General features: G+C 67.9%; 14 protein-coding genes. 11 read left to right on the plus strand and 3 right to left on the minus strand.

The window, feature by feature from the left end:
- Positions 1 to 9: 9 nt before the first annotated feature.
- Positions 10 to 2,544, plus strand: coding sequence for a DNA ligase D (gene ligD, locus ASD77_RS13580; protein ID WP_055942684.1), 2,535 nt, complete (start codon positions 10 to 12; stop codon positions 2,542 to 2,544).
- 106 nt (positions 2,545 to 2,650) lie between these two features.
- Here the strand turns inward: ligD and ASD77_RS13585 are convergent, their stop codons facing one another.
- On the minus strand, positions 2,651 to 3,106 hold the full coding sequence (locus tag ASD77_RS13585) for a PA2169 family four-helix-bundle protein (protein WP_055942689.1): 456 nt from the start codon (positions 3,104 to 3,106) through the stop codon (positions 2,651 to 2,653).
- Positions 3,107 to 3,510: 404 nt separating this feature from the next.
- Here ASD77_RS13585 and ASD77_RS13590 point away from each other — a divergent pair, with 404 nt between their 5' ends.
- Complete coding sequence (locus ASD77_RS13590; protein ID WP_235578538.1) at positions 3,511 to 4,377, plus strand: HDOD domain-containing protein; 867 nt, start codon at positions 3,511 to 3,513, stop codon at positions 4,375 to 4,377.
- A 64-nt stretch (positions 4,378 to 4,441) separates the two neighbouring features.
- Here the strand turns inward: ASD77_RS13590 and ASD77_RS13595 are convergent, their stop codons facing one another.
- Positions 4,442 to 6,517: a bifunctional diguanylate cyclase/phosphodiesterase gene (locus ASD77_RS13595; protein WP_055942692.1), complete on the minus strand. Its 2,076-nt coding sequence runs from the start codon at positions 6,515 to 6,517 to the stop codon at positions 4,442 to 4,444.
- Between the two features lie 398 nt (positions 6,518 to 6,915).
- Here ASD77_RS13595 and ASD77_RS13600 point away from each other — a divergent pair, with 398 nt between their 5' ends.
- The 5 genes from ASD77_RS13600 (at position 6,916) to ASD77_RS13620 (ending at position 20,598) form a co-directional block, all read left to right on the plus strand.
- Positions 6,916 to 7,773 (plus strand): sulfotransferase, encoded by an 858-nt coding sequence (locus tag ASD77_RS13600; RefSeq protein ID WP_055942695.1) that lies wholly within the window; start codon positions 6,916 to 6,918, stop codon positions 7,771 to 7,773.
- Entirely contained in the window at positions 7,770 to 14,870 is a 7,101-nt protein-coding gene (locus tag ASD77_RS13605; protein WP_055942699.1) for a DUF4347 domain-containing protein, read from the plus strand. The genes ASD77_RS13600 and ASD77_RS13605 overlap by 4 nt, the downstream gene beginning before the upstream one ends.
- Before the next feature lie 209 nt (positions 14,871 to 15,079).
- Positions 15,080 to 17,200, plus strand: coding sequence for a M13-type metalloendopeptidase (locus tag ASD77_RS13610; protein ID WP_055942701.1), 2,121 nt, complete (start codon positions 15,080 to 15,082; stop codon positions 17,198 to 17,200).
- Positions 17,201 to 17,428: 228 nt separating this feature from the next.
- Positions 17,429 to 18,019, plus strand: coding sequence for an RNA 2',3'-cyclic phosphodiesterase (thpR, locus tag ASD77_RS13615; RefSeq protein WP_055942704.1), 591 nt, complete (start codon positions 17,429 to 17,431; stop codon positions 18,017 to 18,019).
- A gap of 95 nt (positions 18,020 to 18,114) precedes the next feature.
- The gene (locus tag ASD77_RS13620; protein WP_055942707.1) at positions 18,115 to 20,598 is read left to right on the plus strand and encodes a S9 family peptidase; all 2,484 of its coding nucleotides are present in this window, start codon (positions 18,115 to 18,117) and stop codon (positions 20,596 to 20,598) included.
- Position 20,599: 1 nt separating this feature from the next.
- Here ASD77_RS13620 and ASD77_RS13625 read toward each other — a convergent pair whose 3' ends face one another.
- A complete protein-coding gene (locus tag ASD77_RS13625; RefSeq protein WP_082563301.1) occupies positions 20,600 to 21,679 on the minus strand; it encodes a tetratricopeptide repeat protein in 1,080 nt (359 codons plus the stop codon).
- Positions 21,680 to 21,766: 87 nt separating this feature from the next.
- Between ASD77_RS13625 and trxC the strand changes: the two genes are divergently transcribed.
- From trxC to ASD77_RS13645, 4 genes are all read left to right on the plus strand, one after another.
- Positions 21,767 to 22,207 carry a thioredoxin TrxC gene (trxC, locus tag ASD77_RS13630; RefSeq protein WP_055942710.1) on the plus strand — a complete coding sequence of 147 codons (441 nt, stop codon included), beginning with the start codon at positions 21,767 to 21,769 and terminating at the stop codon, positions 22,205 to 22,207.
- Positions 22,204 to 22,749, plus strand: a complete 546-nt coding sequence (locus ASD77_RS13635) for a GNAT family N-acetyltransferase (protein WP_156383644.1) — start codon at positions 22,204 to 22,206, stop codon at positions 22,747 to 22,749. Before trxC ends, ASD77_RS13635 begins: the two co-directional genes overlap by 4 nt.
- Complete coding sequence (locus ASD77_RS13640) at positions 22,746 to 23,540, plus strand: SAM-dependent methyltransferase (RefSeq protein ID WP_055942717.1); 795 nt, start codon at positions 22,746 to 22,748, stop codon at positions 23,538 to 23,540. The genes ASD77_RS13635 and ASD77_RS13640 overlap by 4 nt, the downstream gene beginning before the upstream one ends.
- 146 nt (positions 23,541 to 23,686) lie before the next feature.
- Positions 23,687 to 23,962 (plus strand): hypothetical protein, encoded by a 276-nt coding sequence (locus ASD77_RS13645; RefSeq protein ID WP_156383645.1) that lies wholly within the window; start codon positions 23,687 to 23,689, stop codon positions 23,960 to 23,962.
- Positions 23,963 to 23,999: the final 37 nt, after the last annotated feature.

The raw sequence follows: 23,999 nt of genomic DNA on the forward strand, positions 1-23,999 counted from the left end.
AGGATACCCATGAGCCTGCAGGAGTACCGACGCAAGCGCCGTTTCGACCGCACGCCCGAACCTGCAGCGGAGCGGCGTCGCGCGCGTGGCGAACGGCCCATCTTCGTCGTCCAGCTCCATCACGCCAGCCATCGCCACTACGACTTCCGCCTGCAGGTGGGCGACACGCTGAAGAGCTGGGCCGTTCCCAAGGGTCCCAGCTTCAACCCGGAGGTCAAGCGGCTTGCCGCCGAAGTGGAAGACCACCCGATCGACTACGCGGATTTCGAGGGCGAGATCCCGAAAGGGCAGTATGGGGGTGGCCATGTGGCCACCTTCGACCGTGGCCTCTGGACCACCGACGGCGACGCGGAAGCGCAACTGGCCAAGGGACACCTGCGCTTCCGGTTGTTCGGCGACAAGCTGAAAGGCGGCTGGCACCTCGTCCGCACGCAGAAGTCGGGCCCCCGGCCGCAGTGGTTGCTGTTCAAGGAGCGCGACGACCACGCCGGCACGCAGGAGGCCGACGATCTGCTGCAGGATGTGACGCCTTCGCACGAGGGGAAAGCCGTACGGCCCGCAAAGAAGCGCCGCAAGCGCGCAACGGCCGCCTCGCGAAGCGCACAGCGCTGGGCCGGGCGAGCCGCCCGGCTGGACGGCACGCGTGCGACCCGCCAGCGGCCCGGGTTCCGTCCGCCCCAGCTGGCCAGGCTGCAGGCCGATGTGCCGGGTGGCGATGCGTGGCTGCACGAGGCCAAGTGGGATGGCTACCGGCTGATCGCACAGATCGCCAAGGGCAAGGCACGCGTGTGGTCACGCAACGAGATCGAGTGGACGACGCGTGTGCCCGAGATCGTGGCGGCCATCGAAGCACTGGACCTGGACGAAGCCGTCCTCGACGGCGAACTGGTGGCCGGCGCCGGCAGGCAGGAGGACTTCGCCCTGCTGCAGGCCACGCTGGCCGGCGAGAAGAATGCAGCCCTGTCGTACGTGCTGTTCGACATCCTGCAGGTCGATGGCGTCGACCTGTCCGGCAGTCCGCAATACCAGCGCAAGGCGCTGCTGGCCGAGCTCCTGAAATCGCCGCCCGACCGGTTGGTCTACAGCTCGCACATCGTCGGCCGCGGTGACGAGGCCCTGTCCATGGCCCTGGAGCGCGGGCTGGAGGGCATCATCAGCAAGCGTGCCGACGCGCCCTACCAGGCCGGGCGCGGTGACGCGTGGCGCAAGGTGAAGCAGCGCGCGTCCGACGAGTTCGCGATCGTGGGCTTCACCGCGCCGAAAGGCAGTCGGAGTGGCCTGGGTGCGCTGTTGCTGGCAGCGCCGGAGGGTGCGCGAGGTTGGCGCTATGCGGGACGCGTGGGCACCGGCTTCAGCGATGGATTGCTGGAAGCGCTCGCCGCGCAGCTGGCGCCGCGTGCACGCACTACACCGACCGCGCGGGTGGAGGTGGACGATCCCGAGTTGCGGCGTGCGCGTTGGGTGGCGCCGACACTGGTGGCGGAAGTCTTCCACCACGGCCTGGGCAAGCAGGGGCTGCTGCGGCAGTCCTCGCTCAAGACCGTACGTCGCGACAAGCGCGCGGCCGACCTGCGCGAACGGCCGGCGCCACTTCCCCGTACCGGAGCCGCCATGCCTGCCTCTCGCCGTCCCCCTGCCGTAGACGATGTGGCGCTGACGCACCCCGAACGCGTCATCTTCGCCGACAGCGGCATCACCAAACGCCAGGTGTTCGACTATTACCGCGCGATGTCGCGCTGGCTGCTGCCGGAGATCGAAGGCCGACCCCTGTCCATCGTGCGCTGTCCCCAAGGCGCCGGCCGACCCTGCTTTTTCCAGAAGCATCACACGGCGGGCATGGAGCGCGTCGATTCCGTGCCGTTGCAGGAGGAGGGGGGGGCACGTGCAGACTACCTGGTGGTGCACGACGAGACCGGCGTGCTCGAGCTGGCGCAGTTCAATGCACTCGAATTCCATCCTTGGGGCGCGCTGGCGCAGACGCCCGAGCGGGCGGACCGGATCGTTTTCGACCTGGACCCGGGTCCGGACGTTCCCTGGAAACGGGTGGTGGATGCCGCGCGGCTGGTGCGCAAACACCTGCGCGCGCTGGGGCTGGTGTCGTACGTGCGGACATCCGGAGGGAAAGGCCTGCACGTGGTGGTGCCGCTGAAGCCGGCGTATCCGTGGCCGCAGGTGAAGGACTTCGCGCATGCATTCGCCGAATCGATGGCGGCTGCCGATCCGCTCGCCTACGTCGCCACCGCGACCAAGAAATTCCGCAAGGGCCGTATTTTCATCGACTACCTGCGCAACGGGCGCGGCGCGACCAGCGTGGCCTCGTTCTCGTTGCGCGCGCGCGAGGGCGCGCCCGTGGCAATGCCGCTGCGCTGGGAAGAGCTTGGCCGGATCAAGGGTGGCGACGCCTACTCGCTGGCCTCGGCGCCGCGACGGATGGCGCGCCTCGATCAGCATCCGTGGGGCGATTACACGGACCTGACGCAGGATTTCGCTGCGGTGGCGAAGCGGCTCGACCCGCGTGCACGCAAGCGGAAGAAGGGAAGCTGACCCTGGCGAGCAGGGCGTGCGCTGACCGCATCCTCGTGGTCGGGCCTTACAGACAAGGAAAGCCCCGCACAGGGCGGGGCTTCATAGTGCCGATGCCGGTGGGCTATCAGCTGGCGCGCTTCAGCACCTGCTTGCGGTCGCGCATCACGTTGTGGCACTCGCGGACGCTGGGCAACAGCGCCTGGGCTTCGGCGCGGGCGGTGGCCGGCGTGTCTTCGTCGGCGATCGTTTCGTTGAACGCCTTCAACAGGCGATCTTCCGATTCTTCCAGTTCGGCGACGTAGCCGTAGGTCGTGTCACCCAGCGTTGCGCGGACCTTGCCGTAGAACTGCTGCATGCTGCCGACCAGGGTGCCGTGCTCGGCGGGCTCGCCGCCGGCGGAGGCCACGACGGCACTCAGGCGCGAGACGATGTCCTGCTTGACGCCGGCGATGCGCGTGAAGAGCGTTGCCAGCTCCTGGTCCTTCACCTTCCCGGCGGCATCGGTATAGAAACTGTGGCCATCGCGGGCGATCTCGATCAGATCGTTGAGGCTGTGCTGGATCTTCTTCTGCGTGTTCATGATGAACTCCTGTCATGGAAGGGACAGAGCGTCATTCGCTCTTGCAGGACAAGTTCGCGCACCGGGCATCAACATCGCGTGACCGTTCAACGGAAGCATTCATCGATGTCGCGAACGCGCGAAGCGCGAGTGAAATTTCCATGAGATGACGGGACGTGCGATAGGGAAACCGCACCTTTCACCCAGCGTCGCACCTGCAGGCGCGGTCGCGATGCTGGTCTGTCCGTACCATCCCTGCGGCTTCGGAGTAAGGGAAGGCAGGGAACGGAGCCTCAAGATGCGCGCGCCGCGGCCGCTACGATGTCGTCGACTATGCAATCGCAGGTGAGCGCGTGGGCTTACGGGGAATAATGGGCGGGTGGTGGAAGCGGGGACGACGCGAGGTCGCGCTATCCAGCGTGGCCATGACGCCTCACCCCGATATCGCAGGCGTCGCGGCGGCCGAGCATTCGGCGCCTTCGCGCGACTGGGCGGGGCCGCTGCTGCGGTTGGCGCAGATGGACATCGATGCGTGCCTGTCGCCGGAAGACAGTCGAGCGGTGATCGCGACGGCCCGCGACGCGCTGGCGCGCTTCGCCGAGGATCCGCAGCGGTTGCCGCGGCGCCCGCAACTGCTGCCGCAACTGCTCGGCGCGCTGAACGATGACGACGCCTCGGGCCGCGACATCGCCGGCATCATCGCGCGCGATCCGACGCTGGCGGCCAACCTGCTGAAGCTGGCCAACAGCGCGCTCTACCGGCGCGACACGCTGGCGGTGGAAAGCCTGGATCGTGCGGTGGCGATGGTCGGTGTGGACGGCCTGCGCCATCTGGTCGCGGTGGCACTGATGCAGCCGGTGATGCGGGTCGAAGGTGGCGTGTTCGGGCGGCTGCCGGACCTGGTCTGGGACCACACCCAGCGCACCGCGCTGGTCGCGGCACGGCTGGCCGGTCCGTCGGGCCGCGAGGCGGTCTTCGCCGCCCAACTGCTGGCGCTGCTGCAGGGCTTGGGCGCCATCGTCGTGGTACAGGTGCTGCGCGATGCGCTGGCAGGATCGCAAGGGCGCTTGCCGGATGCGGCCGCGATGGCCAGGGTGCTGCATCGCTGGTCGCCACGGCTGGGATGCGCCGTCGCCCGCGAGTGGGGCCTGTCCGAGCGCCTGATGCAGGCGCTGCGCGAACAGGCGGCGGACGATGTGGCGACCTTCAGTCCGCTCGCACGCGTCTTGGCCAGCGCGGCCCCCGAAGCCGCCGACGCGATGGAAGCGCCACCGGTGGCCGACGCGGCCTGAGGCCCGCCACTTTTCTTCCGGAGTCCATCGGCGCACGCGCCCTTGTCGCGTCGGCGGCCATGCATCAGGCGTGCTGTCGCGCCGCCTGCGCCGCGAACAACGCATCGGCTTCCATCGGTTCGCCCATCAGGTAGCCCTGGTAGAGGTCGCACCCCAGGCGCCGCAGCTGCTGGCGCTGGCCGAGGGTTTCCACGCCCTCGGCCACGACCCGCAGGTTGAGCGTCTTGCCCAGGGCGATGATCGACGACACGATGGCGGCGTCTTCGGCATTGGATTCCAGTTCGCGCACGAAAGCGCGGTCGATCTTCAGTTCCGACGCCGGCAGCCGCTTCAGGTACAGCAGGCTGGAATAGCCGGTACCGAAGTCGTCGATGGAGATTTTCACGCCCATTCGCGTCAGTTCATCGAGGATGCCCAGGCTGGCGTCGGCGTCGCGCATGGCCGTGGTCTCGGTGATCTCCAGCGTGAGGCTGCTGGCCGGCACGTCGTGCCTGCGCAGCGCTTCGGCGACGATCGCGACCAGGTTGGGCGACGAGAACTGGAGCGGCGACAGGTTGATCGCGACGTTCGTGATGCCGTGTCCCTCCTCGCGCCAGGCGCGCATCTGGCGGCAGGCATCGTCCAGCACCCAGTCGCCGATGGGCAGGATCAGGCCGCTGCGCTCGGCGGCTGGAATGAAGGCGCCCGGCGCGAGCAGGCCCAGTTCGGGATGCCGCCAGCGCAGCAGCGCCTCGGCGCCGACCATCTCGTAGTGCGGTGCGGAGAACTTGGGCTGGTAGTACAGCACCAGTTCGTTGCGCTCGACGGCGCGCCTCAGTTCGTTCAGCAGCTTCAGCTGCTGGTGGGCGCTGATGTTCATCGAGGGCGCGAAGAACGTGTATCCATTCCGGCCGTTGTCCTTGGTGTGGTACATGGCCGCGTCGGCATGCGCCATCAGTTCGCGCTCGCTGTCGCCGTCGGACGGATACAGCGCGATCCCCATGCTGGCCGTCACCTGCAACTCGGTGCCGTGCACGTGCAGGGCGGTGGTACCGATGGCGTCGATGATCCGCTGGGCCACCATGGCCGCATCCTCGGGATCGGTCGCGGCCACCACCAGCACGAACTCGTCGCCGCCCAGCCGCGACAGCGTGTCCTGGCCGCGCAGCAGACTGCGGACGTGCGTGGCGACCTCCACCAGCAGCGTGTCGCCGGCCTGGTGCCCGTACGCATCGTTGATGCCCTTGAATCCGTCCAGATCCAGGAACATGACCGCGAACTGCTCGTGCTTGCGCCTGGCTTTCTCGATGGCCTGCTCGATGCGGTCCTGAAGCAGGATACGGTTGGGCAGGCGGGTGAGCGGATCATGCAGCGCGGCCTGCAGCAGCTCCTCATTGGCGCGCGCCAGCGAATGCGCCAAGTGATGCGTGCGCGCATGCATCTGACGGTCCAGCACCGACACGATCAGCGCAATGCCCATGATGGCTACCGTCGCCACCACCACGAGGATCGCCAACCACTGGGTAGGCACGCCGCCATCGCGCGCGGCGCCGCACCAGCTGTCGGCGGGAAACTGGGCCGCCGCCATGCCGGTGTAGTGCATGCCGACGATCGCGAAACCCATTACGACCGCGGCGAGTGCGCGCAGCAGGTACTTGCGACGGCCGCCGCTGCGCAGATGGAAGGCGATCCACAGCGCCGCACCGGACGCGGCCACGGCGATCGCGATGGACAGCGTGAACCAGCCGGGGTGGTACTCGATGCCGGGCCGCATCTGCAGCGCCGCCATGCCGATGTAGTGCATCAGTGCGATGCCGCTGCCCATCAGCATCGCGCCCAGCAGCAGCCGGCGATGCGGCAGGTGCGGGCGCGACACAAGCCACAGCGCGAACGCTGACGAGCCGACTGCGGCCAGCATCGAGCAGAAGGTCAGGGTGAGGTCGTATCCCAGCGGAATCGGCAGATCGAAGGCCAGCATGCCGACGAAGTGCATCGACCACACGCCCAGGCCCATCGCGAACGCACCGCCCGCCAGCCACCAGCGCGCCGCCGTGCCCTGCGTGGTCGCGACACGGCCGGCCATGTCGAGCGCCGTGTAGGAGGCGAGGATGGCGACCAGCAGGGAAAAGAGAACGAGGATCTCGTTGTACGTGCCGGTCATGGGGAGGATCGTGGCCCGTGGGGAGGGCTCTCCAGATGACGGTATCGGCCAGCTCTAATGATTCTTGAGGGCGGCGTGCCGTGCCCGGCGATCTGGCGCAGGACTTGCATCGACCTTGCCGTGCCCGCGGCGGTCGGCAGCGGTGGAGCCGACGCGGGTTCGCGGGTACCATGGGCCCGTCGCGCAGGCGGTGGACGCCATGGGGTGGTGTCCACGGGGAGTGTCCGTGCACGGCGTCGAGCGACGGGCCCATTTGCCGGGTCTTCGTGATAACAGGGGAAATTCTTGGACAAGTCGGTCTGCATGCAGCACGCGTGCGCACACCCGTACGTTCCGCGCCTGCCGGTGCGGATGGCATGTGATGCATCTCGGCTCGCGCCGCAGCACGGATCGGTTGCGTGAGCCGGCGATTCCATTTCATTTCCGGGTTGCCGCGCTCCGGCTCCACATTGCTGGCCGGCATCCTGCGGCAGAACCCCCGCTTCCACGCAGGCATGAGCAGTCCGGTCGCCGGCCTGATCAATGGCGCGCTGGAGCAGATGGGCGCCGGTGGCGAGTCCTGGGCCTTCTTCGACGAAGCCAAGCGACGCACCATCTGCCGCGCATTGCTGGATGCTTACTACGCGGACAATGCGGCCGACGTGGTGTTCGACACCAACCGCACCTGGACGGCGCGCATGCACCAGCTGGTCGAGCTGGTGGATGACTTCAAGGTCGTCTGCTGTGTGCGGAATCCTGCTTGGATCATGGACAGCTTCGAGTCCATCTACCGGAAGAATCCCTTCGACTACAGCCGGATGTTCAGTCCGGCCACGCGGCAGACGGTATACAGCCGCTGCGAACAGCTGATCAACGCCGGTGGCGCCGTCGGCGGGGCATGGACGGCCTTGAAGGAAGCCTACTACGGCGAGTTTTCCGACCGTCTGCTGCTGGTCGATTACGAACTGCTCACGCGTCATCCGGCGCGGACGATGGAGCTGGTGTACGACTTCATCGGTGAACCGCGCTTCGGCCACGATTTCGACAACGTGGACTACGCCGAAGAGGCGTTCGACCAGGGGCTGGGCGTAAAGGGTCTCCACACGGTCAGGCGGAAGGTCGAGTTCAAGACCCGGCGCAGCATCCTGCCGCCGGATCTCTTCGCGAAGTACCACGACATGGATTTCTGGCAGGACCAGGCCGGCACGGCGGCGGGGATCATCGCCCCGCGTCGCGACGGCGGCCAGAACACGGACAACACCAAGGACACACCATGAAGCGCGCCCTGCTTGGCGGCCTTTCGACGCTGCTGCTTCCCTTCTCCGCACACGCTGCTACCACGTCGGCCGGTGGATACCTGATGCGCGGTGGCTACCAGCCGCGTAGCTACATGCGGGTGGGCGTCGGCGCCAGTGACCTGACGACGAGGGAGTTGCGCAACGGTTTCGCAAGTCACGGGAAGGCCGTGCGGCGCATCGACGGTCCCGTCATGCCGGGATCGCTCGAGATTCATGCGCCGGGACCGGTGACGGAACTGGTGATCATTGATGCCGCGGTGCCGGACAAGGCCGCCTTCTACCGGGGCGTGAAGCCTGGCGTGGATATCGTCGAGATCGATACGTCGCGTTCGGGCTTGGAGCAGTTGAAGCTGGCACTGGCGCCATATCGTGATCTCGTCGCACTGCACATCGTCTCCCACGCAGAGAATGGCGTACTGCACCTGGGCAACAGCCGTATTGATTCGGAGGCACTGAAGCGCGAGATCGATACATTCGCCGCGTTGCGTGGTGCGCTGGCCGATGGTGCCGACCTGCTGCTCTACGGCTGCGATCTGGCGAGCGGGAAAGAAGGCGAAGCGTTGTTGGACATCGTACGCGACATGACCGGCCTTGATGTGGCAGCGTCGAGCAACAAGACCGGCAACGCGGAGCAGGGTGCTGACTGGGATCTGGAAGTGCGCCGAGGCGATGTTGTCGCCGCGCTCCCGTTCGCCGAGAAGAGCTTGCGGGACTTCTCCTCGGTACTGGCGCCAGCCACCTACAACAGCGTGAGCTTCTGTCCCGGTGCCGGCACCGTCAACAACTACTGCGTGGGAGGCTCACTGGCGTCGACGGACGGCAAGCTGGTGATTTCCGCGAGCACGCCCCAAGTGTACGCGATCTCCGCCAACCATATCGCGAACAACCCCGGCTGGCCGGCCAATATGGTGCCCAGCTACAGCTACCCCTACACGACGAGCGGTCACATCCAGTTCCAGGCGAACACTGCGAACATGGAATCCTTCGTGCTGACCAGCGTCCGCAAAATCGTCAACTGGCAGGGCGCGTGCGCCAGCGCGCAGCTCATCGGTACGCGCAAGTCGGACGGTTCCACCGTGACCGACAACATCGCGTGGGGGGCGGGCGCCGCCACCTACACACCAAGCAACCTGGCCGGTGTGGCGCTGACGGCATTACGGGTCCAGGTGAACAACTGCGCCTACGATGTGTCAGGCAACCTGCGTCTCGATCAGCTTGTCATTGATGACGCCCCCAGCTCGGTGCCGGTGCTCACCGATGCCCGCATCAGCATCTCCGGTGCCAGCGGCACCGGTGGCGCCTACAAGCTCGGCGACACCGTCACCGCGACCTGGAACAACACCGCCGGAGGCGACAACAGTGGCGCCATGACCGGCGTCACCGTGGACTTCAGCCAGTTCGGCGGTGGAGCGGCGGTGGCCGCGAGCAACAGCAGCAACACCTGGACCGCCACGTATACGCTCACGGCGGGCGCCATTGACGGGATCAACCGCAACGTCAGCGTGACGGCGACCAATGCGGGCGGCACCACCACGACTGCCGACACCACCAACGCCACGGTCGACAACGTGGCGCCGACGGTGACCGACGGCAACATCGCCATTTCCGGCGCTTCGGGAACCGGCGGCACCTACAGGATCGGCGACACCGTCACGGCGACCTGGAACAACACGCCTGCGGGCGACAACAACACGGATACGATCAGTGGTGCCACCGCGAACTTCAGCCAGTTCGGAGGTGGCGCGGCGGTCAGTGCGACCAACAGCGGCGGCACCTGGACGGCAACGTATACGCTGCCCAGCGGTGCGCTGCAGGCGACCGGCCGCAATGTCTCGTTCACGGCCACCGACAATGCCGGCAACACCACGACGGCGGCCGATACCACCAATGCCGCTGTCGACACCGCACCACCCGCTGTCACCGGCATCACCGTGAGCGGCTCGCCTGCGGCCACCGCCACCAGCGTGACCTTCACAGTGGCATTCAACGAGTCGGTCGCGAACGTGTCGACCGATGATTTCGCGCTGGCGACGACGGGCACGGCCACGGGCACCATCAGCAGTGTCTCGGCGAGCAGTGGCACCTCGATCGACGTCACCGTGAGCGGCATTGCCGGCACCGGCGACTTGCGACTGAATCTCAACGGGTCCACCAACATCGCGGACGCGGCCGGCAACAGCGGCCCCACCGCCTTCACCAGCGGCGCGACGCATACCGTCGCCATTCCCACCGCGCCTGGCGCACCGACCATCGGCACGGCTACGGCCGGCGATGGCGAGGCCAGCGTCACCTTCACGGCGCCGGGCAGCAACGGCGGTTCGGCGATCACCACGTACACGGCCATCGCCAGTCCCGGCGGTGCCGTCGGCACGTGCGCGGGGCCGGCTGCCTGTACGGCCACGGTGACGGGCCTGACCAACGGCACGCCGTACACCTTCGTCGTGACCGCGACCAACGCCATCGGAACGAGCGTCGCGTCGGCTGCGTCGAACGCCGTCACGCCCAAGGGCAGCCAGACCATCACCTTCACCAACCCCGGTGCGCAGAACTTCGGCACCGCGCCGACGTTGACCGCCAGCGCGACCTCCGGCCTCACGCCGACGTTCAGTTCGTCCACCACCGGCGTCTGCACCATCACGTCCGGCGGCACGCTGACCTTCGTTACCGCCGGCAGCTGCACCATCGACGCCGACCAGGCGGGCGACGCCGCGTGGAACGCGGCGACCACGGTGACCCGGACGTTCACGGTCAACGCGGTGGTGCCCGGGGCGCCGACCATCGGTACCGCGACGGCGGGCGACACCCAGGCCACGGTGACGTTCACCGCACCGGCCTCCATCGGCGGTGCCGCGATCATCGCCGGCGGCTATACGGTCACGGCGAATCCCGGCGGCGCAACCGGCACCGGCTCGAGTTCGCCGATTACGGTGACCGGCCTGACCAATGGCGTGGCGTACACGTTCACCGTGACCGCGACGAATTCCGCCGGCACCGGTGCCGCCTCGGCCGCATCGAACAGCATCACGCCTGCGTCGCCGCAGACGATCACCTTCGGCAATCCGGGCACGCAGAACTTCGGGACATCGCCGAATCTGTCGATCCTGGGGGGCGGTGCGTCTTCGACGTCGGGCCTGGCCGTGACGTTCACGTCATCCACCACCGGCGTCTGCACGATCACGTCCGGGGGCGTGCTGACCTTCATCGCCGCCGGCACCTGCACCATCAATGCCGACCAGGCGGGAGACAGCAGCTACCTGCCGGCGCCGCAGGTCAGCCGGTCGTTCACCGTCATTCCCGTGGTGCCGGGTGCACCGACGATTGGCACCGCGATCGCAGGCGACACCCAGGCGAGCGTCGCGTTCACCGCCCCGCTGAACATCGGCGGATCGGCCATCACCAGTTACACCGTGACCGTCAACCCGGCCGATGTGGCGCCTATAAGCGGCGCGTCGTCGCCCATCGTCGTCACCGGCCTGACCAACGGGCAGGCGTACACCTTCACGGTGACGGCGGACAATGTGGCGGGCACGGGTCCTTCGTCGGCGGCCTCCAACAGCATCACGCCGGCGGCGACGCAGACCATCACCTTCAGCAATCCCGGCGCGCAGAACTTCGGCACCACGCCGACGCTCACCGCGACGTCGGATTCCGGACTGACGCCGACGTTCACGTCATCCACCACCGGTATCTGCACGATCACGACGGGCGGCGCGCTGACCTTCGTCAATGCGGGCACCTGCACGATCAACGCCGACCAGGCGGGCAACGGCAGCTATCTCGCAGCTCCGCAGGTCACCCGCACGTTCACCGTCAACGCGGTGGTGCCGGGAGCGCCTACGATCGGCACGGCTGTCCTGGTCAGTTCGACCGAAGTCGATGTGGCATTCACCGCGCCGGCCAGCAGCGGCGGCATCGCCATCACCGGATACACGGTGACCGCCAATCCGGGCGGCGCCACCGCAACGGGATCCGGCAGTCCGGTCCGCGTCACCGGCTTGACCCCAGGCACCAGCTACACGTTCATCGTGACCGCGACCAACAGCGCGGGCACGGGCTCCGCCTCGGCGGCGTCCAATGCCGTGGTGACCGCCGCGACGCAGGTCATCACGTTCGCCAACCCCGGCAGCCAGGACTTCGGCACCACGCCGACGCTGTCGGCAACGGCTGATTCCGGACTGCCCGTAAGTTTCGCCTCGGCGACGCCATCGGTGTGCACGGTCACGCCCACCGGTGCGTTGGCCTTCCTCACGGCCGGCACCTGCACGATCACCGCCGACCAGGCGGGTGATGCCAGCCATCTGCCCGCCGCGCAGGTCAGCCAGACGTTTGCGGTGAATGCGGTGGCGCCCGGTGCTCCCGTGATCGGCACGGCCACGATGGCCTCACCCACCTCGGTGACGGTGACGTTCACCGCGCCGGGTTTCACCGGTGGCACGCCGGTCACCGGCTACACGGTCGTGGCGAGTCCCGGCGGCATCACTGCCACCGGTGCGGGAAGTCCGATCACGGTCGGCGGCCTTGCCAGTGGCACCGCCTACACGTTCACTGTGACGGCGCAGGGCAGTGCAGGCAGCAGCGCCGCGTCGGCGACGTCGAACGCGGTCACGCCGATCCCGGCCCTCGATGTTGCGGACGCCAGCGCCACGCTGGCGTACGGTGCGCCGGCCACGCCGGTGACGCTGTCGGTCACGGGCACGGCCACCTCGGTCGCGGTGCTCATGCCGCCTGCGCACGGCACTGCGACCGCAAGCGGCACCACGATCACCTACCAGCCGAATCCGGGCTATGCCGGGCCGGACAGCTTCACCTACACCGCCAGCGATGCCTACCAGACGACCGCGGCCGCGACGGTGACGATCAGCGTCACGGCGCCGACGGTGGCGCTGGACGCGACCAACCCCGTGGATGGCACCGGCGGCAGCGCGTACACGCATGCGTTCGTCGCCAGTGGCGGCGCATCGCCGTACACCTTCCAGCTGACCGGCGGGGCGCTGCCGGCCGGTCTGGTGCTGGGCACCGACGGCCGCCTCAGCGGCACGCCGACGGCCGCGGGCAGCTTCAGCCTGACTGTCCAGGTCACCGACAGCAGCACGGGTCTGGGTCCGTTCACGACGCAGCGGCAGTACACCTTGCAGGTAGCCGCACCGCAGCTGGTGTTCGCGCTGCCGGTGCTGCCGCCCGCCACGCACGGTGGTGCGCTCAACCAGACGCTGACGGTCAGCGGCGGTACCGCGCCCTACACCTACACGGTGACCGCAGGCTCGCTGCCGCAGGGCGTGTCGCTGAGCGCTGCCGGCGTGCTGTCGGGTGCGCCTGCGCAGTCCGGCAGCTTCGCCTTCACCATCGAAGTACGCGATGCGAACGGCTTCACCGGCGCGCAAGCGTATGAACTGGTCGTGGCGCAGGCGGCACAGGCGATCACCGGCTTCGGCGCGAATCCTGCCGCACCGGTGTTCACGCCTGGCGGCACGTTCGCGCTGGTGGCGACAGGCGGTGCCTCCGGCAATCCGGTGGTGTTCGCCAGCACCACACCGCAGGTGTGCCAGGTGAGCGGCACCACCGTCACCATGCTGGCCGCGGGACGCTGTTCGCTGACCGCTGACCAAGCGGGCGATGCCAACCACCAGGCGGCGCCGCAGGCACAACTGGAGGTGGAGATCGCCTCAGCCGCGCCGACGCTGGTGTGGCCGGAGGAGCTGCGCAAGGTCTATGGCGAACCCGCGTTCGACCTGACCAATCCGCAGAGCCCCAGTGCCGGTGCCTTCACCTTCACCAGCAGCGATCCGGACGTGGCCAGCATCAACGGCCGCACCGTGACCCTGCATGCGGAAGGCGAGACCGTCATCACCGCGACCCAGGCCGCCGCAGGCAGCTACGCCGCGGCGAGCGTGGAGATGCGGCTGCAGGTCGACGTGCGTCCCGACCCGACCCGCGATCCGGGCGTGGTCGGCCTGCTGCAGGCGCAGGTGGACGCCAGCGTGCGCTTCGCCAACGCACAACAGTCGAACATCCGCGACCGCCTGCGCCAGGTGCGCAGCGGCGCCAACGCGTCGAGCAACACGGTCACGCTGGCGTACGCCGGGGGCGAAGACCGCCAGGGGCTGTCGGTGCCCGTGGGGCAGGCGACGGGTGGCGTGTTGCCGGCACTGCCGCAAGGCTGGGGTGCGTGGGCATCCGGTACGGCCACGTTCGGCAAGAGCGGACGGGTGGGTGGCTACGACTTCCAGACCGATGGCATCACGTTGGGTGCGGACCGTGCAGTCGGCGAGCATCTGCTGCTGGGCGTGGCGGGCAGCCTGGCGCGCAACGACAGCGATCTCGACGGCACTGCATCGCGGCTCAAGGCCGACCAGCGCTCGCTGGCGCTGTACGGCCTGTGGCGCCGGGGCGAGCACCTGTTCGTGGACGGCATGCTGGCTACCGGCCGCCTGGATTTCGACATCCGCCGCTGGAGCGATGACGCCGGCGCCCTGGGGACGGCCGTACGCGACGGCGAGCAGTGGTTCGGCTCGCTGGCGCTGGGCTACGAGCATCGTGGCGAACGGATGGCGCTGACCGGTTATGGCCGGTTCGACGCCAGCCGTACCACCCTCGACGCCTACCGCGAGTACGGGCTGGATATCTACGACCTGGCGTATCGCCGGCAGGAAGTGGAGAACAGCACGTTCGCGCTGGGCATCGAAGGCAGCTACCAGGTCGGCGGTGCGAACGGGCGTTACCGGCCGTTCTGGACCCTGGAGTACCGCCAGGCGATCGACGACAAGGGCGAGGCGGCCATGAATTACGTGGTGTGGCCGCACCCCACCGACTACCGCCTGGGCATGCAGAGCTACAACGACAACGCCCTGTCGCTGGCGGCAGGCCTGGACGTGAAACTGCGCCCCGGCTGGCTGCTGTCGCTGCTGTTCGGCCATGAGCAGGCCAGCAACCGCACGCAGGGCAGCACCCTCGGCCTGCGCCTGTCGTACGGGCAGCCCTCCAGCGGAGGATTCGTGCAGGACGACGGCACGATGGCCGGTGAAGCCGCCCGTCGCTGCGGGCGCCGGTGTGCGGACCCCTCGGAGGCGCCACGTTGAGCGGACTGTCCGCAGGCCTCTGACCATCCTGTGCGTCACGGGAAGCCCGGCTATCGCCGGGCTTCTTTTTTTGAGATTGGTCCCCCGGCGCCCGGCACGTCGACCGTGCTCCCAGCACCTTTGGCACAGTCCGGGAACGGTCGGCAGCGCTACCCTCCCAGGCACGCCCGCGCGCGATGCGCGCCCGCCCTGACTTCCGGAGAACGCTGTTGAAGAAGACCCTGCTGTCCGCCGCCACTTTGTTGGCCCTCGCCGCTGCCGCCCCGCTGGCCGCCCACGAGGACCGCGCCTGTCTCGATGACGGCTGCACGCTGCAGTCGCTGTTCGCCGAATCCGACACCGGTGGCGCGGCCGCCGACGCGACGATCCCCGCCCGCCGCTTCGGCAGCTGGGGCATCGACACCGCCGGCATGGACCGCCAGGCCAAGCCCGGCACGGATTTCTTCCGCTACGTCAGCGGCACCTGGGCCGATACCACGCAGATCCCCGCCGACCGCTCCAGCTACGGTGGCTTCGCCATCCTGCGCGACCTGTCCGAGGCGCGCCTGCGCGTGCTGGTGGAAGGCTATGCGCTGGGCGATCCCGCGACCGGCGGCGACGCTGCCAAGATCGCCGCGCTGTACCGCGGATTCATGGACGAGACCGCAGTCGAGGGCCTGGGTGCCAAGCCGTTGCAGCCGGTGCTGGCCGACATCCGTGCGGCCAGCGACAAGCACGCCCTGGCCCGGCTCATGGGGCAGCGGGGCGGCTTCTACGACAGCTTCTTCAATCTCAGCGTCAGCGATGACCAGAAGAATCCGGACGTCTACGCGCTGTACCTGAGCCAGGGCGGCCTGGGCCTGGGCGACCGCGAGATGTACCTGCGCGAGAATTTCGCGCCGCAGCGCGAGCGCTACGAGGCCTATATCGCGCAGATGCTGCAGCTGGCCGGCTGGGCCCAGCCGCAGGACAATGCGAAGGCGATCCTCGCGCTGGAAACCCGCATCGCCGAGGCGCACTGGACCCGTGCCGAGAGCCGCAACCGCGACAAGACTTACAACCCTCTGGCGCTGGCGGACTTCGCCACGACTTCGCCGGGCTTCCCGTGGGCCGCGTTCTTCACGGCGGCTGGTGTCGAGGGTGCGGACCGTGCGGTGATCCGCCAGGACAGCGCCATCCCGAAGATCGCCGCGATCTTCGCCGACACCGACGTCGCCACGCTTCAGGCCTGGCAGGCCTTCCACGCCACCGACAACGCGGCGCCGGTGCTGTCGAGGGACTTCTCGGTGGCGCAGTACGAGTTCCGCGACAAGTTCCTGTCCGGGCAGCCACAGCAGCGCGAGCGCTGGAAGCGCGGCGTGTCCTTCGCCGAATCGGCGATGGGCGAAGCGATCGGCCGCGACTATGTGCAGCTGTATTTCCCACCGGATGCGAAGGCCAAGATGGACGCGCTGGTCGCCAACGTGAAGGCGGCCATGGGCGCACGCCTGGATACGCTGGCATGGATGAGCCCGGCGACCAAGGCCGAAGCGCACGCCAAGCTGGCCGGTTTCGGCCTGAAGATCGGCCATCCCGACAAATACCGCGACTACAGCGCACTGGTGGTGAAGAACGGCGACCTGTTCGGCAATGCGCAGCGCGCCGGCCAGTTCGAGTGGGACTACCGCCGCAAGCGTGTCGGCCAGCCGGTGGACAAGGGCGAGTGGGGCATGACCCCGCAGACGGTGAATGCCTACTACAACTCGGTGAAGAACGAGATCGTGTTCCCCGCCGCCATCCTGCAGCCGCCGTTCTTCGATCCCGACGCCGATCCGGCGGTGAACTACGGCGGCATCGGTGGCGTGATCGGCCACGAGATCATCCACGGCTTCGACGACCAGGGCCGCAAGTCGGACGGCAAGGGCGTGCTGCGCGACTGGTGGACCGCCGAGGACGCGGCCAAGTTCGAGGTGCAGGCCGCCAGGCTGGGCGCGCAGTACGAGGCGTACGCGTTCCCGCAGCTGCCCGGCATGCACATCAACGGCCGCGTGGCGATGGGCGAGAACATCGGCGACCTGGGCGGCCTGACCATCGCGCTGGAGGCCTATCACCGTTCGCTGGACGGCAAGCCGGCGCCGGTGATCGACGGCTTCACCGGCGACCAGCGCTTCTTCATGGGCTGGGGCCAGGTGTGGCGCACGCTGTGGCGCGACGACGCGCTGCGGCAGCAGCTGGTCAACGGCACGCATTCGCCGGGCCACATCCGCGCCTTCGCGCCGCTGCGCAATATCGACGCATGGTACGACGCCTTCGACGTGAAGCAGGGCGATCCGCTATACATCGCCCCGCAGGACCGCGTGCGGATCTGGTGACCGCCTCGGGACGCCGCCCCCGTGGCGGCGTCCCGTCGTAACGTGCGCCATGCGCACGACACATATGGCGCCTCGCGCATGCGTGCAGGGGAATGCGTGGAGTGCGGTCGTGCGCATGGCGCACGGTGCGCACACGCAGGAGGCCCCAAGGCGGCCGTGCTTGGCTTGCATCGCCCGGCGCACGCACCGATGATGCGGGGCATCCTCGTTTCCCGTGCGTTTCGCGTCATGCCCGCCACCCCCGCGTCCACCCCGCAAGGCGACCTGTTCGGCGGCCCACAGCCGGGCCGGCTGCATAGGCTATTCTTCGCGCTGGTGCCCTCGGCCGGCGAGCGCGAGGCCCTTCGTCACCGTGCCGATGACTTGAAGGCGGCGTTCCCGCAGGCGCGCTGGGTGCGCCCCGAGCGTTACCACCTGACCCTGCATTTTCTCGGCGAAAGCGATGGGCCCCGCGAGGACATGGTGCGCACGGCGCACGAGGCCATGCAGGACTGGCAGCCGGAACCGGTCGGGATCACCCTCGACCACCTGCTGTGCCTGGGCAATCCGAAGAATCCCGCGCTGACGCTGGCGGCGCTGCACCCGTCGCCGGCGGTGGTGGCGTTCTGGCGCACTCTGCAGCAACGCCTGCTGCGCGCCGGCTTCAAGCAGCACGTGGGCCGCAGCTTCGTGCCGCACCTGACCCTGGCCTATGTGCCGCCGCGCACCGCGCCGGTGGACGTGCCCCCGGTGGTGCTGCACCCGCAGGGCGTGCACCTGCTGCAGAGCATCGAAGGCGAGGCGGACTACGACGTGCTTGGCGAGTGGCCGCTGGGGTGAAGCGAGGCGCCCAGAGGCGCTAACATCGGCAACGCGATGGGGATCGCGTCAGGGTAGGGGGAGTGATGATGGGACATGCGATAGGGCGTCGCGCCATGGCGATGCTGATGCTGCTGTGCGGCCTGGCCAGCTTCGCGGCGCAGGCCAGCATGCGCGAGATCAAGCCCGACGACGCGGTCGCGCTGAAGCCGGGCGAAGGCCTGGTGCTGATGGCGGTGGACACGTCGGTGGACGTGGCCATGGTGCGGATGAACCGCGACGGCAAGCTGTTCGGTTCCGGGGTGATGCGCGACCTGAAGGAGGGACGCAACTTCCGCCTCTACGCCGTGCAGGCAGGCACCTACGAGTGGCGGGAACTGCAGCTGGCGTTCGGTTACCGCTACACCTTGTCCGACGACGAGGATTTCCGCTTCACGGTCGAGCCGGGCCGCATTACCTATCCGGGTGACCTGCTGTTCCGCCCGCGCAGCTTCTGGCGCGCGCGCTTCGCGTCCACCAACCGGTCGCTGGCGGCCATCGACTGGATGCAGAAGACCCATCCGGCCATCTACGCGCAGTATCCGCTGGCGTTCTCGGGGCGTTACCCCGATCCGTTCCCCGCTTTCTACAAGCCGTTGCGCGCTGCCGCCAAGGAAGATCCGACCACGCTGCCCGATCTGCGCGAACCCGCGCTCGCCTACGTGCTGCCGTTGCAGCCGGCCACCCTGTTCAAGCCCGAGCGGATTGTCCAGGCCAGCCTCAATCCGGCGGGTACGCTGCTCGCGTTGCAGGTCCGCAATGGCAAGGACGACTGGGGCGTGGACCTGGTCGACCTGCAGGGGCGGCAGGCGTCGCTGATGGCCAAGAGTGCGGTGAAGTTCGATTCGGTGGAGTGGGCGGGCGACGACCTGCTGCTGTTGACGGTGGATCCGCCCCGCGGCCAGCAGATGGTGATCGCCATCCGCATGGAAACCGACGCCTCCGGCGCGCGGCGCTATACGCGGATCAACCTGCCCAAGGGCGGGTGGGTGGTCGACACGTTGCCACGCGAGCCGGGCTACATCCTGTTCGGCAGCGTGGCCCGCCAGGGCGGATTGATGGTACATCGGCTCGACATCAGCAGTCAGAAGGCCGTGGACGAGGCCAAGCTCCAGTATCGCGACCGCCTCAACCAGGGCGTCAAGGATGACCTGTGGTGGATGGCCGATGGCAACGGCGTGCTGCGGTTGGCGGTCGCCCGCCGCGGCGAGGACTACGTGCTGGTGTTGCAGGAGAACCTGGTATTCCGCGACGTGATGAAACTCGGCGGCGAGACCGACCTGGATCCGGTCGGGCTATCGCTCGACGTGCGCACGCTGTATGCGCTGACCGATGCGGGACGCGGGCAGCGTGACCTCGTCGAGTACGACCTGGGGCGGAAGACGATCGGCCGTACCTTGTTCTCGCGTCCGGGCGTCGATGTCGAGCACGTGCTCTTCGATGCGCAACGTACGCCCATCGGCGTGCAGTTCTACGAGGGAGGACTGCTGGTCAGCGAATACTTCCAGCCCGAGGACGCGCGCCTCGGGGCGCTGCTGGCGAAGGCGTTCCCCGGCAAGATGGTGCAGGTCGCCGACCGCAGCCGCGACGGGCGCCACGTGGTGCTGGATGTGGATGCCGCCGATCAACCGTCGCAGCTCTACCACCTGGACACGGTGAAAGGGACCGCGGAACTGCTGGACGATGCGGCGCCGTGGCTGGCGGCGGTGCGCTTCGCGCCGGCCCAGGTGCTCAGTTTCAAGGGCAAGGATGGCCTGCCGCTGGAGGCCTTCCTGACCGTGCCGCCCGGATCGGGCAAGCGGCCGCTCGTCGTCTTTCCGCATGGTGGCCCCATCGGCGTGGCCGACCGCCTGCATTTCGACCGCGAGGTGCAGTTCGTCGCGTCACTCGGATACGCAGTGCTGCAGGTCAACTTCCGTGGATCGGATGGCTACGGCCGGGCCTTCCGCGAGGCCGCTTACGGAGCGTTCGGCACCCGCATCGAAGACGATATCGACGCCGCCATCACGGCGGCGCTGGCGCGCCATCCGCTGGACGGCGACCGCATGTGCATGCTGGGCGCCAGTTACGGCGGTTATTCCGGACTGGTCGCGGCGGCACGTTGGCCGGAGCGCTTCCGCTGTGTGGTGTCGATCGCCGGCCCCAGCGACCAGACGTTGCTGTTCACGTCCAGCGACCTGGGCCGGACGGAAGCGTCCCGGGCCACGCTGGAAAAATACCTGGGCGATCCGGCCAAGGTGCTGGACGACATGCAGCGACAGTCCCCGCTCTATCAGTACGCCAGCATCCGTGCGCCGGTCATGCTGATACACGGTCTTGAAGACGAGCGCGTGGACTACGAGCACAGCCGTCGCATGGCGCGCATGCTGGCGTTGGCGGGTCAGCGCCCGGTGGGGCTGGCGTTCGAGAGCGAGGGGCACAGTTTCGCCTCGCAGGAAAATCGCGAGAAAACCTGGAGTGCGGTCGCGGGATTCCTGCGCCAGCATCTCGGTGGCGATGCGCCCGCGCCTGCCTCCACCACGCGGTCGGCGACGGCACCGGAATCCGTCGCGCTTCCCTGATTCAGTGCGCCAGCCGGCGCAGGGCATCCAGTTTGGCGTGGTAGAGCCGGCGTTGGTCGCCTTCGCTGAGACGCTCCGCACGCGCCAGCGCCTTGCCGGCGCGGCGGTGGTCGCCTTGCAGGAAGTAGGCCCGCGCCAGGCCGAAATGGAAGCGGTGTTCGTCGGGGAACAGCTTGATCGCTTGGCGGTAGTCGCGGATGGCTAGCTCGACGTTGCCCTCGCGCTCGTGCCTGGCGCCTTGCAGGAAGTGGTGGAACGGATCCCGTGCCTGCACGCGCTGCAGGCGGGCCTGCAGGTGTGCGGCCGCCTCGACGTCGCCTGTGCGCTGGTAGTGCGCGGCCAGGTTGGACAGGGCGCCGGGGTCCAATGGGTTCAGCCGGAGGGCGTGCAGGTAGTGCTGTTCGGCCTGCTCCGGATCGCCGCGTCGCAGATGCAGCACGCCGGTATTGCTCCAGGTCACCGCGTAGGTGGGGTCCAGTGTCTTCGCCACGCTGGCATAGCGCAGCGCGTCGTCCAGCCGTCCAGCTTCCAGCAGGTCGGCGGCGCGGTTGTTGTAGTAGTGCACCAGCAGGCGCGCGTCGCTGATCTCGCGGGGCGGCTTGCGTGCGATCACCTGGTCCCAGGCCACGTCCACCGTCAGTTGGCGGTGCCGGATGCGCACCCCGGCATTGACGTGGTGGGTGCGGTAGAGGGTGTCCTGTTCCTGCCGCCACGCCAGCGTTTCGTCGATCTGCTGTCCGTAGGCCTGCAAGCCGGCCTCCCGCGCCAGCGCGATGGCGAGCAGGGTGAAGCTGAGGCAGTTGGCCTGCCGGGTGGCGTAGGCCTCCGCCACGGTGTGGTTGGCGGTGATGTCGTAGCGCATGCCCAGGTCGTCGGGCGAGAACAGGAACTCGACCATCCGCCGCAGGCGCTGCTCGGACTTGCGGGGCGTCGTCAGTACCTTGGCGTGGAACTCGCGGCGCAGCGGCTCGGGCAAGGCCATGACCTCGGCCGGCGTCGGCGGTTGCGCGGAGGGCGCCGGGGCGGCAGCGGGGGCCAGTCCGGCCATGGCCAGCGTGGCGGCCATCAGGGTAGCGATCATCGTGCGGCCCTCGTCGAGGAGAACGATGCCCGCAGTCTATGCGCTGTGGCGATGCAGCATGGGCGGCCCCGGCGTTAGGATGTGCGCATGGATGCCGCCGCCCACCTGATCGCCTGTCCGCACTGCGCTGCGATGAACCGCGTGCCCTCGGAGCGGCTGGTGGAGGCGCCCCAGTGCGGGCGCTGCCACGAGGCGCTGTTCACCGGGGTGCCGCTGGCGCTGGGGGAGGCGGACTTCGATCGCCACGCACTGCGCAGCACGTTGCCGTTGCTGGTCGATTTCTGGGCGCCCTGGTGCGGCCCCTGCCTGCAGATGACGCCGCATTTCGAGCGCGCGGCGGGCCTGCTGGAGCCGGCCGTGCGGCTGGCCAAGGTGGACACCGACGCCAGCCCGGGGCTGGGCAACCGCTTCGGCATCCGCAGCATCCCGACCCTGGTGCTGCTGCAGGGTGGCCGCGAGATAGCCCGGCAGAGCGGGGCGATGCAGGCGGAGGGGATTGTGCGGTGGGTGAGGGACGTGCGGGTTTGAAGCTGCCGACGTTGGAAACGGGACGCTTCCGTATGCGGCCACTCAGCGCCGAAGACGCCGCGCTGTATGTTGCGCTGTATACCGATCCCGAGTTGATGCGCCATGTGGCCGAGCCCTTGGAAACGGGCGCAGCACTGCAAGCGTTCACCAAGGTGGCGTCGTTCAACCGGCTAGAAAGCAAGGACTATCGGACGTGGGTGGTAGTCGAGAAAGCCGAGGGACATGAGATCGGTTTGCTGGCACTCGTGGCAAGGGACGCCATGCACGAGATCGGTGCCCTGATCTGGCCAAAGCACCATAACGGCGGGGTCGCGACGGAGATCATTCGCCGATTGATGGATTTCGCTTTCACGGAGGGCGGCTGCGAGACAGTCTTCACGAGTCACCGGGTGGAGAACGGCGGGGCCGAAGGTCTTATGCGGAAGCTGGACTTCCAACGCATCCCTGCGGAAGGGCATCTCTCTGGAGGCGTAAGGTGGGAACGGACGCTTGCGCACTGGCAGCGCGCGTCTTGCAACGAACTAATCCAGGGGAAAGTATGAAAAAGGGAAGTCTGGCCTGCGTCGGCACCGGGATGATGCTGGGTGCCCACATCGGTCCGCGCGCGCGCCGCCACATCGAGGAGGCTGACGTGGTCTTCGTGGCCGTTTCCGATCCGCTGGTGGAAAAGTGGGTCCAAGGGATGAATGCCGATGTGCGGAGCCTCCAGCCTTACTACGTTGAGGGTAAGCCGAGGACCGAGACCTATCGGGAGATGGTGGCCGCAATCATGGCGGAAGTACGCGAAGGACGCAGGGTTTGCGGTGCCTTCTACGGTCATCCGGGCGTGTTTGCCGGGGTGCCGCACCGGGCGGTCGCTCAAGCCAGGCAGGAAGGTCACACGGCATTGATGGAGGCCGCGGTGTCGGCCGAGGACTGTCTGTATGCAGACTTGGGTGTCGACCCGGGCACCTACGGCTGCCAGCACTACGAAACTAGCCAGTTCATGTTCTACAGGCGACGGATTGACCTGACGGCCTATCTCGTTCTTTGGCAAGTCGGCGTGGCGGGGGATCAAACGCTGGCGAGGCTTTCGTCAACAGGGGCTGGAGCCAGGCAGATCCTTGTCGACCTGTTGGCGGAGCACGGGTACTCGAGTAGCCACGAGGTCATAGCGTATGAAGCTGCCGTGGTGCCTATTCATTCCCCCCGGATCGATCATATGCGGCTTGCCGCGCTGCCGGATGCAGATCTGAGGCTACAAACGACCTTGGTCATCCCCCCGTTCCACCGGATGGAGCGCAACGAGGAGGTGTTAGCCCGGCTGGGAGTCCTTCCGGCCGGAGGCGGCTAGGCGGAGCGTGGTGGAGGCGTGTGCCAAAAGACGGTATCTTCGGCCTGCTAGGCCCGCGAATCGGGTGGCGCTGGCGCCCTTGGGGACCGCACGTCGGAACGTGGTGGGCTGTCGGCTTTAATCTATTGATCTAGGGGAACATATTCGTGTCGAATCTTCTGCGCTTGATGGAATCGTTGGGTGCTGCGCCACAGTTGGGCGACATGTCGGTTGAAGAGTATCTCGCGGCGATGGAGCAGTTCGGGGTTGAGGGAAGGGCAAGGCAGGCTGTGCTGGCCCGAGACGTGCATACGCTTTACGCGCTTGAGCAGACGCGCAGCAAGATGATCTGCATGATTGCCACGCCCGGTGGCGAAGAAGAACAGGATGCACCCCAGCCGGACGATGTGTCCGAGCCGCGTGAAGAGCCTGCGGAAGAGTAAGCGGGCACGCTTTTCTTTCGGATGCGACGACATGGAG

The sequence above is a fragment of the Pseudoxanthomonas sp. Root65 genome, from assembly GCF_001427635.1.
GTDB lineage: Bacteria > Pseudomonadota > Gammaproteobacteria > Xanthomonadales > Xanthomonadaceae > Pseudoxanthomonas_A.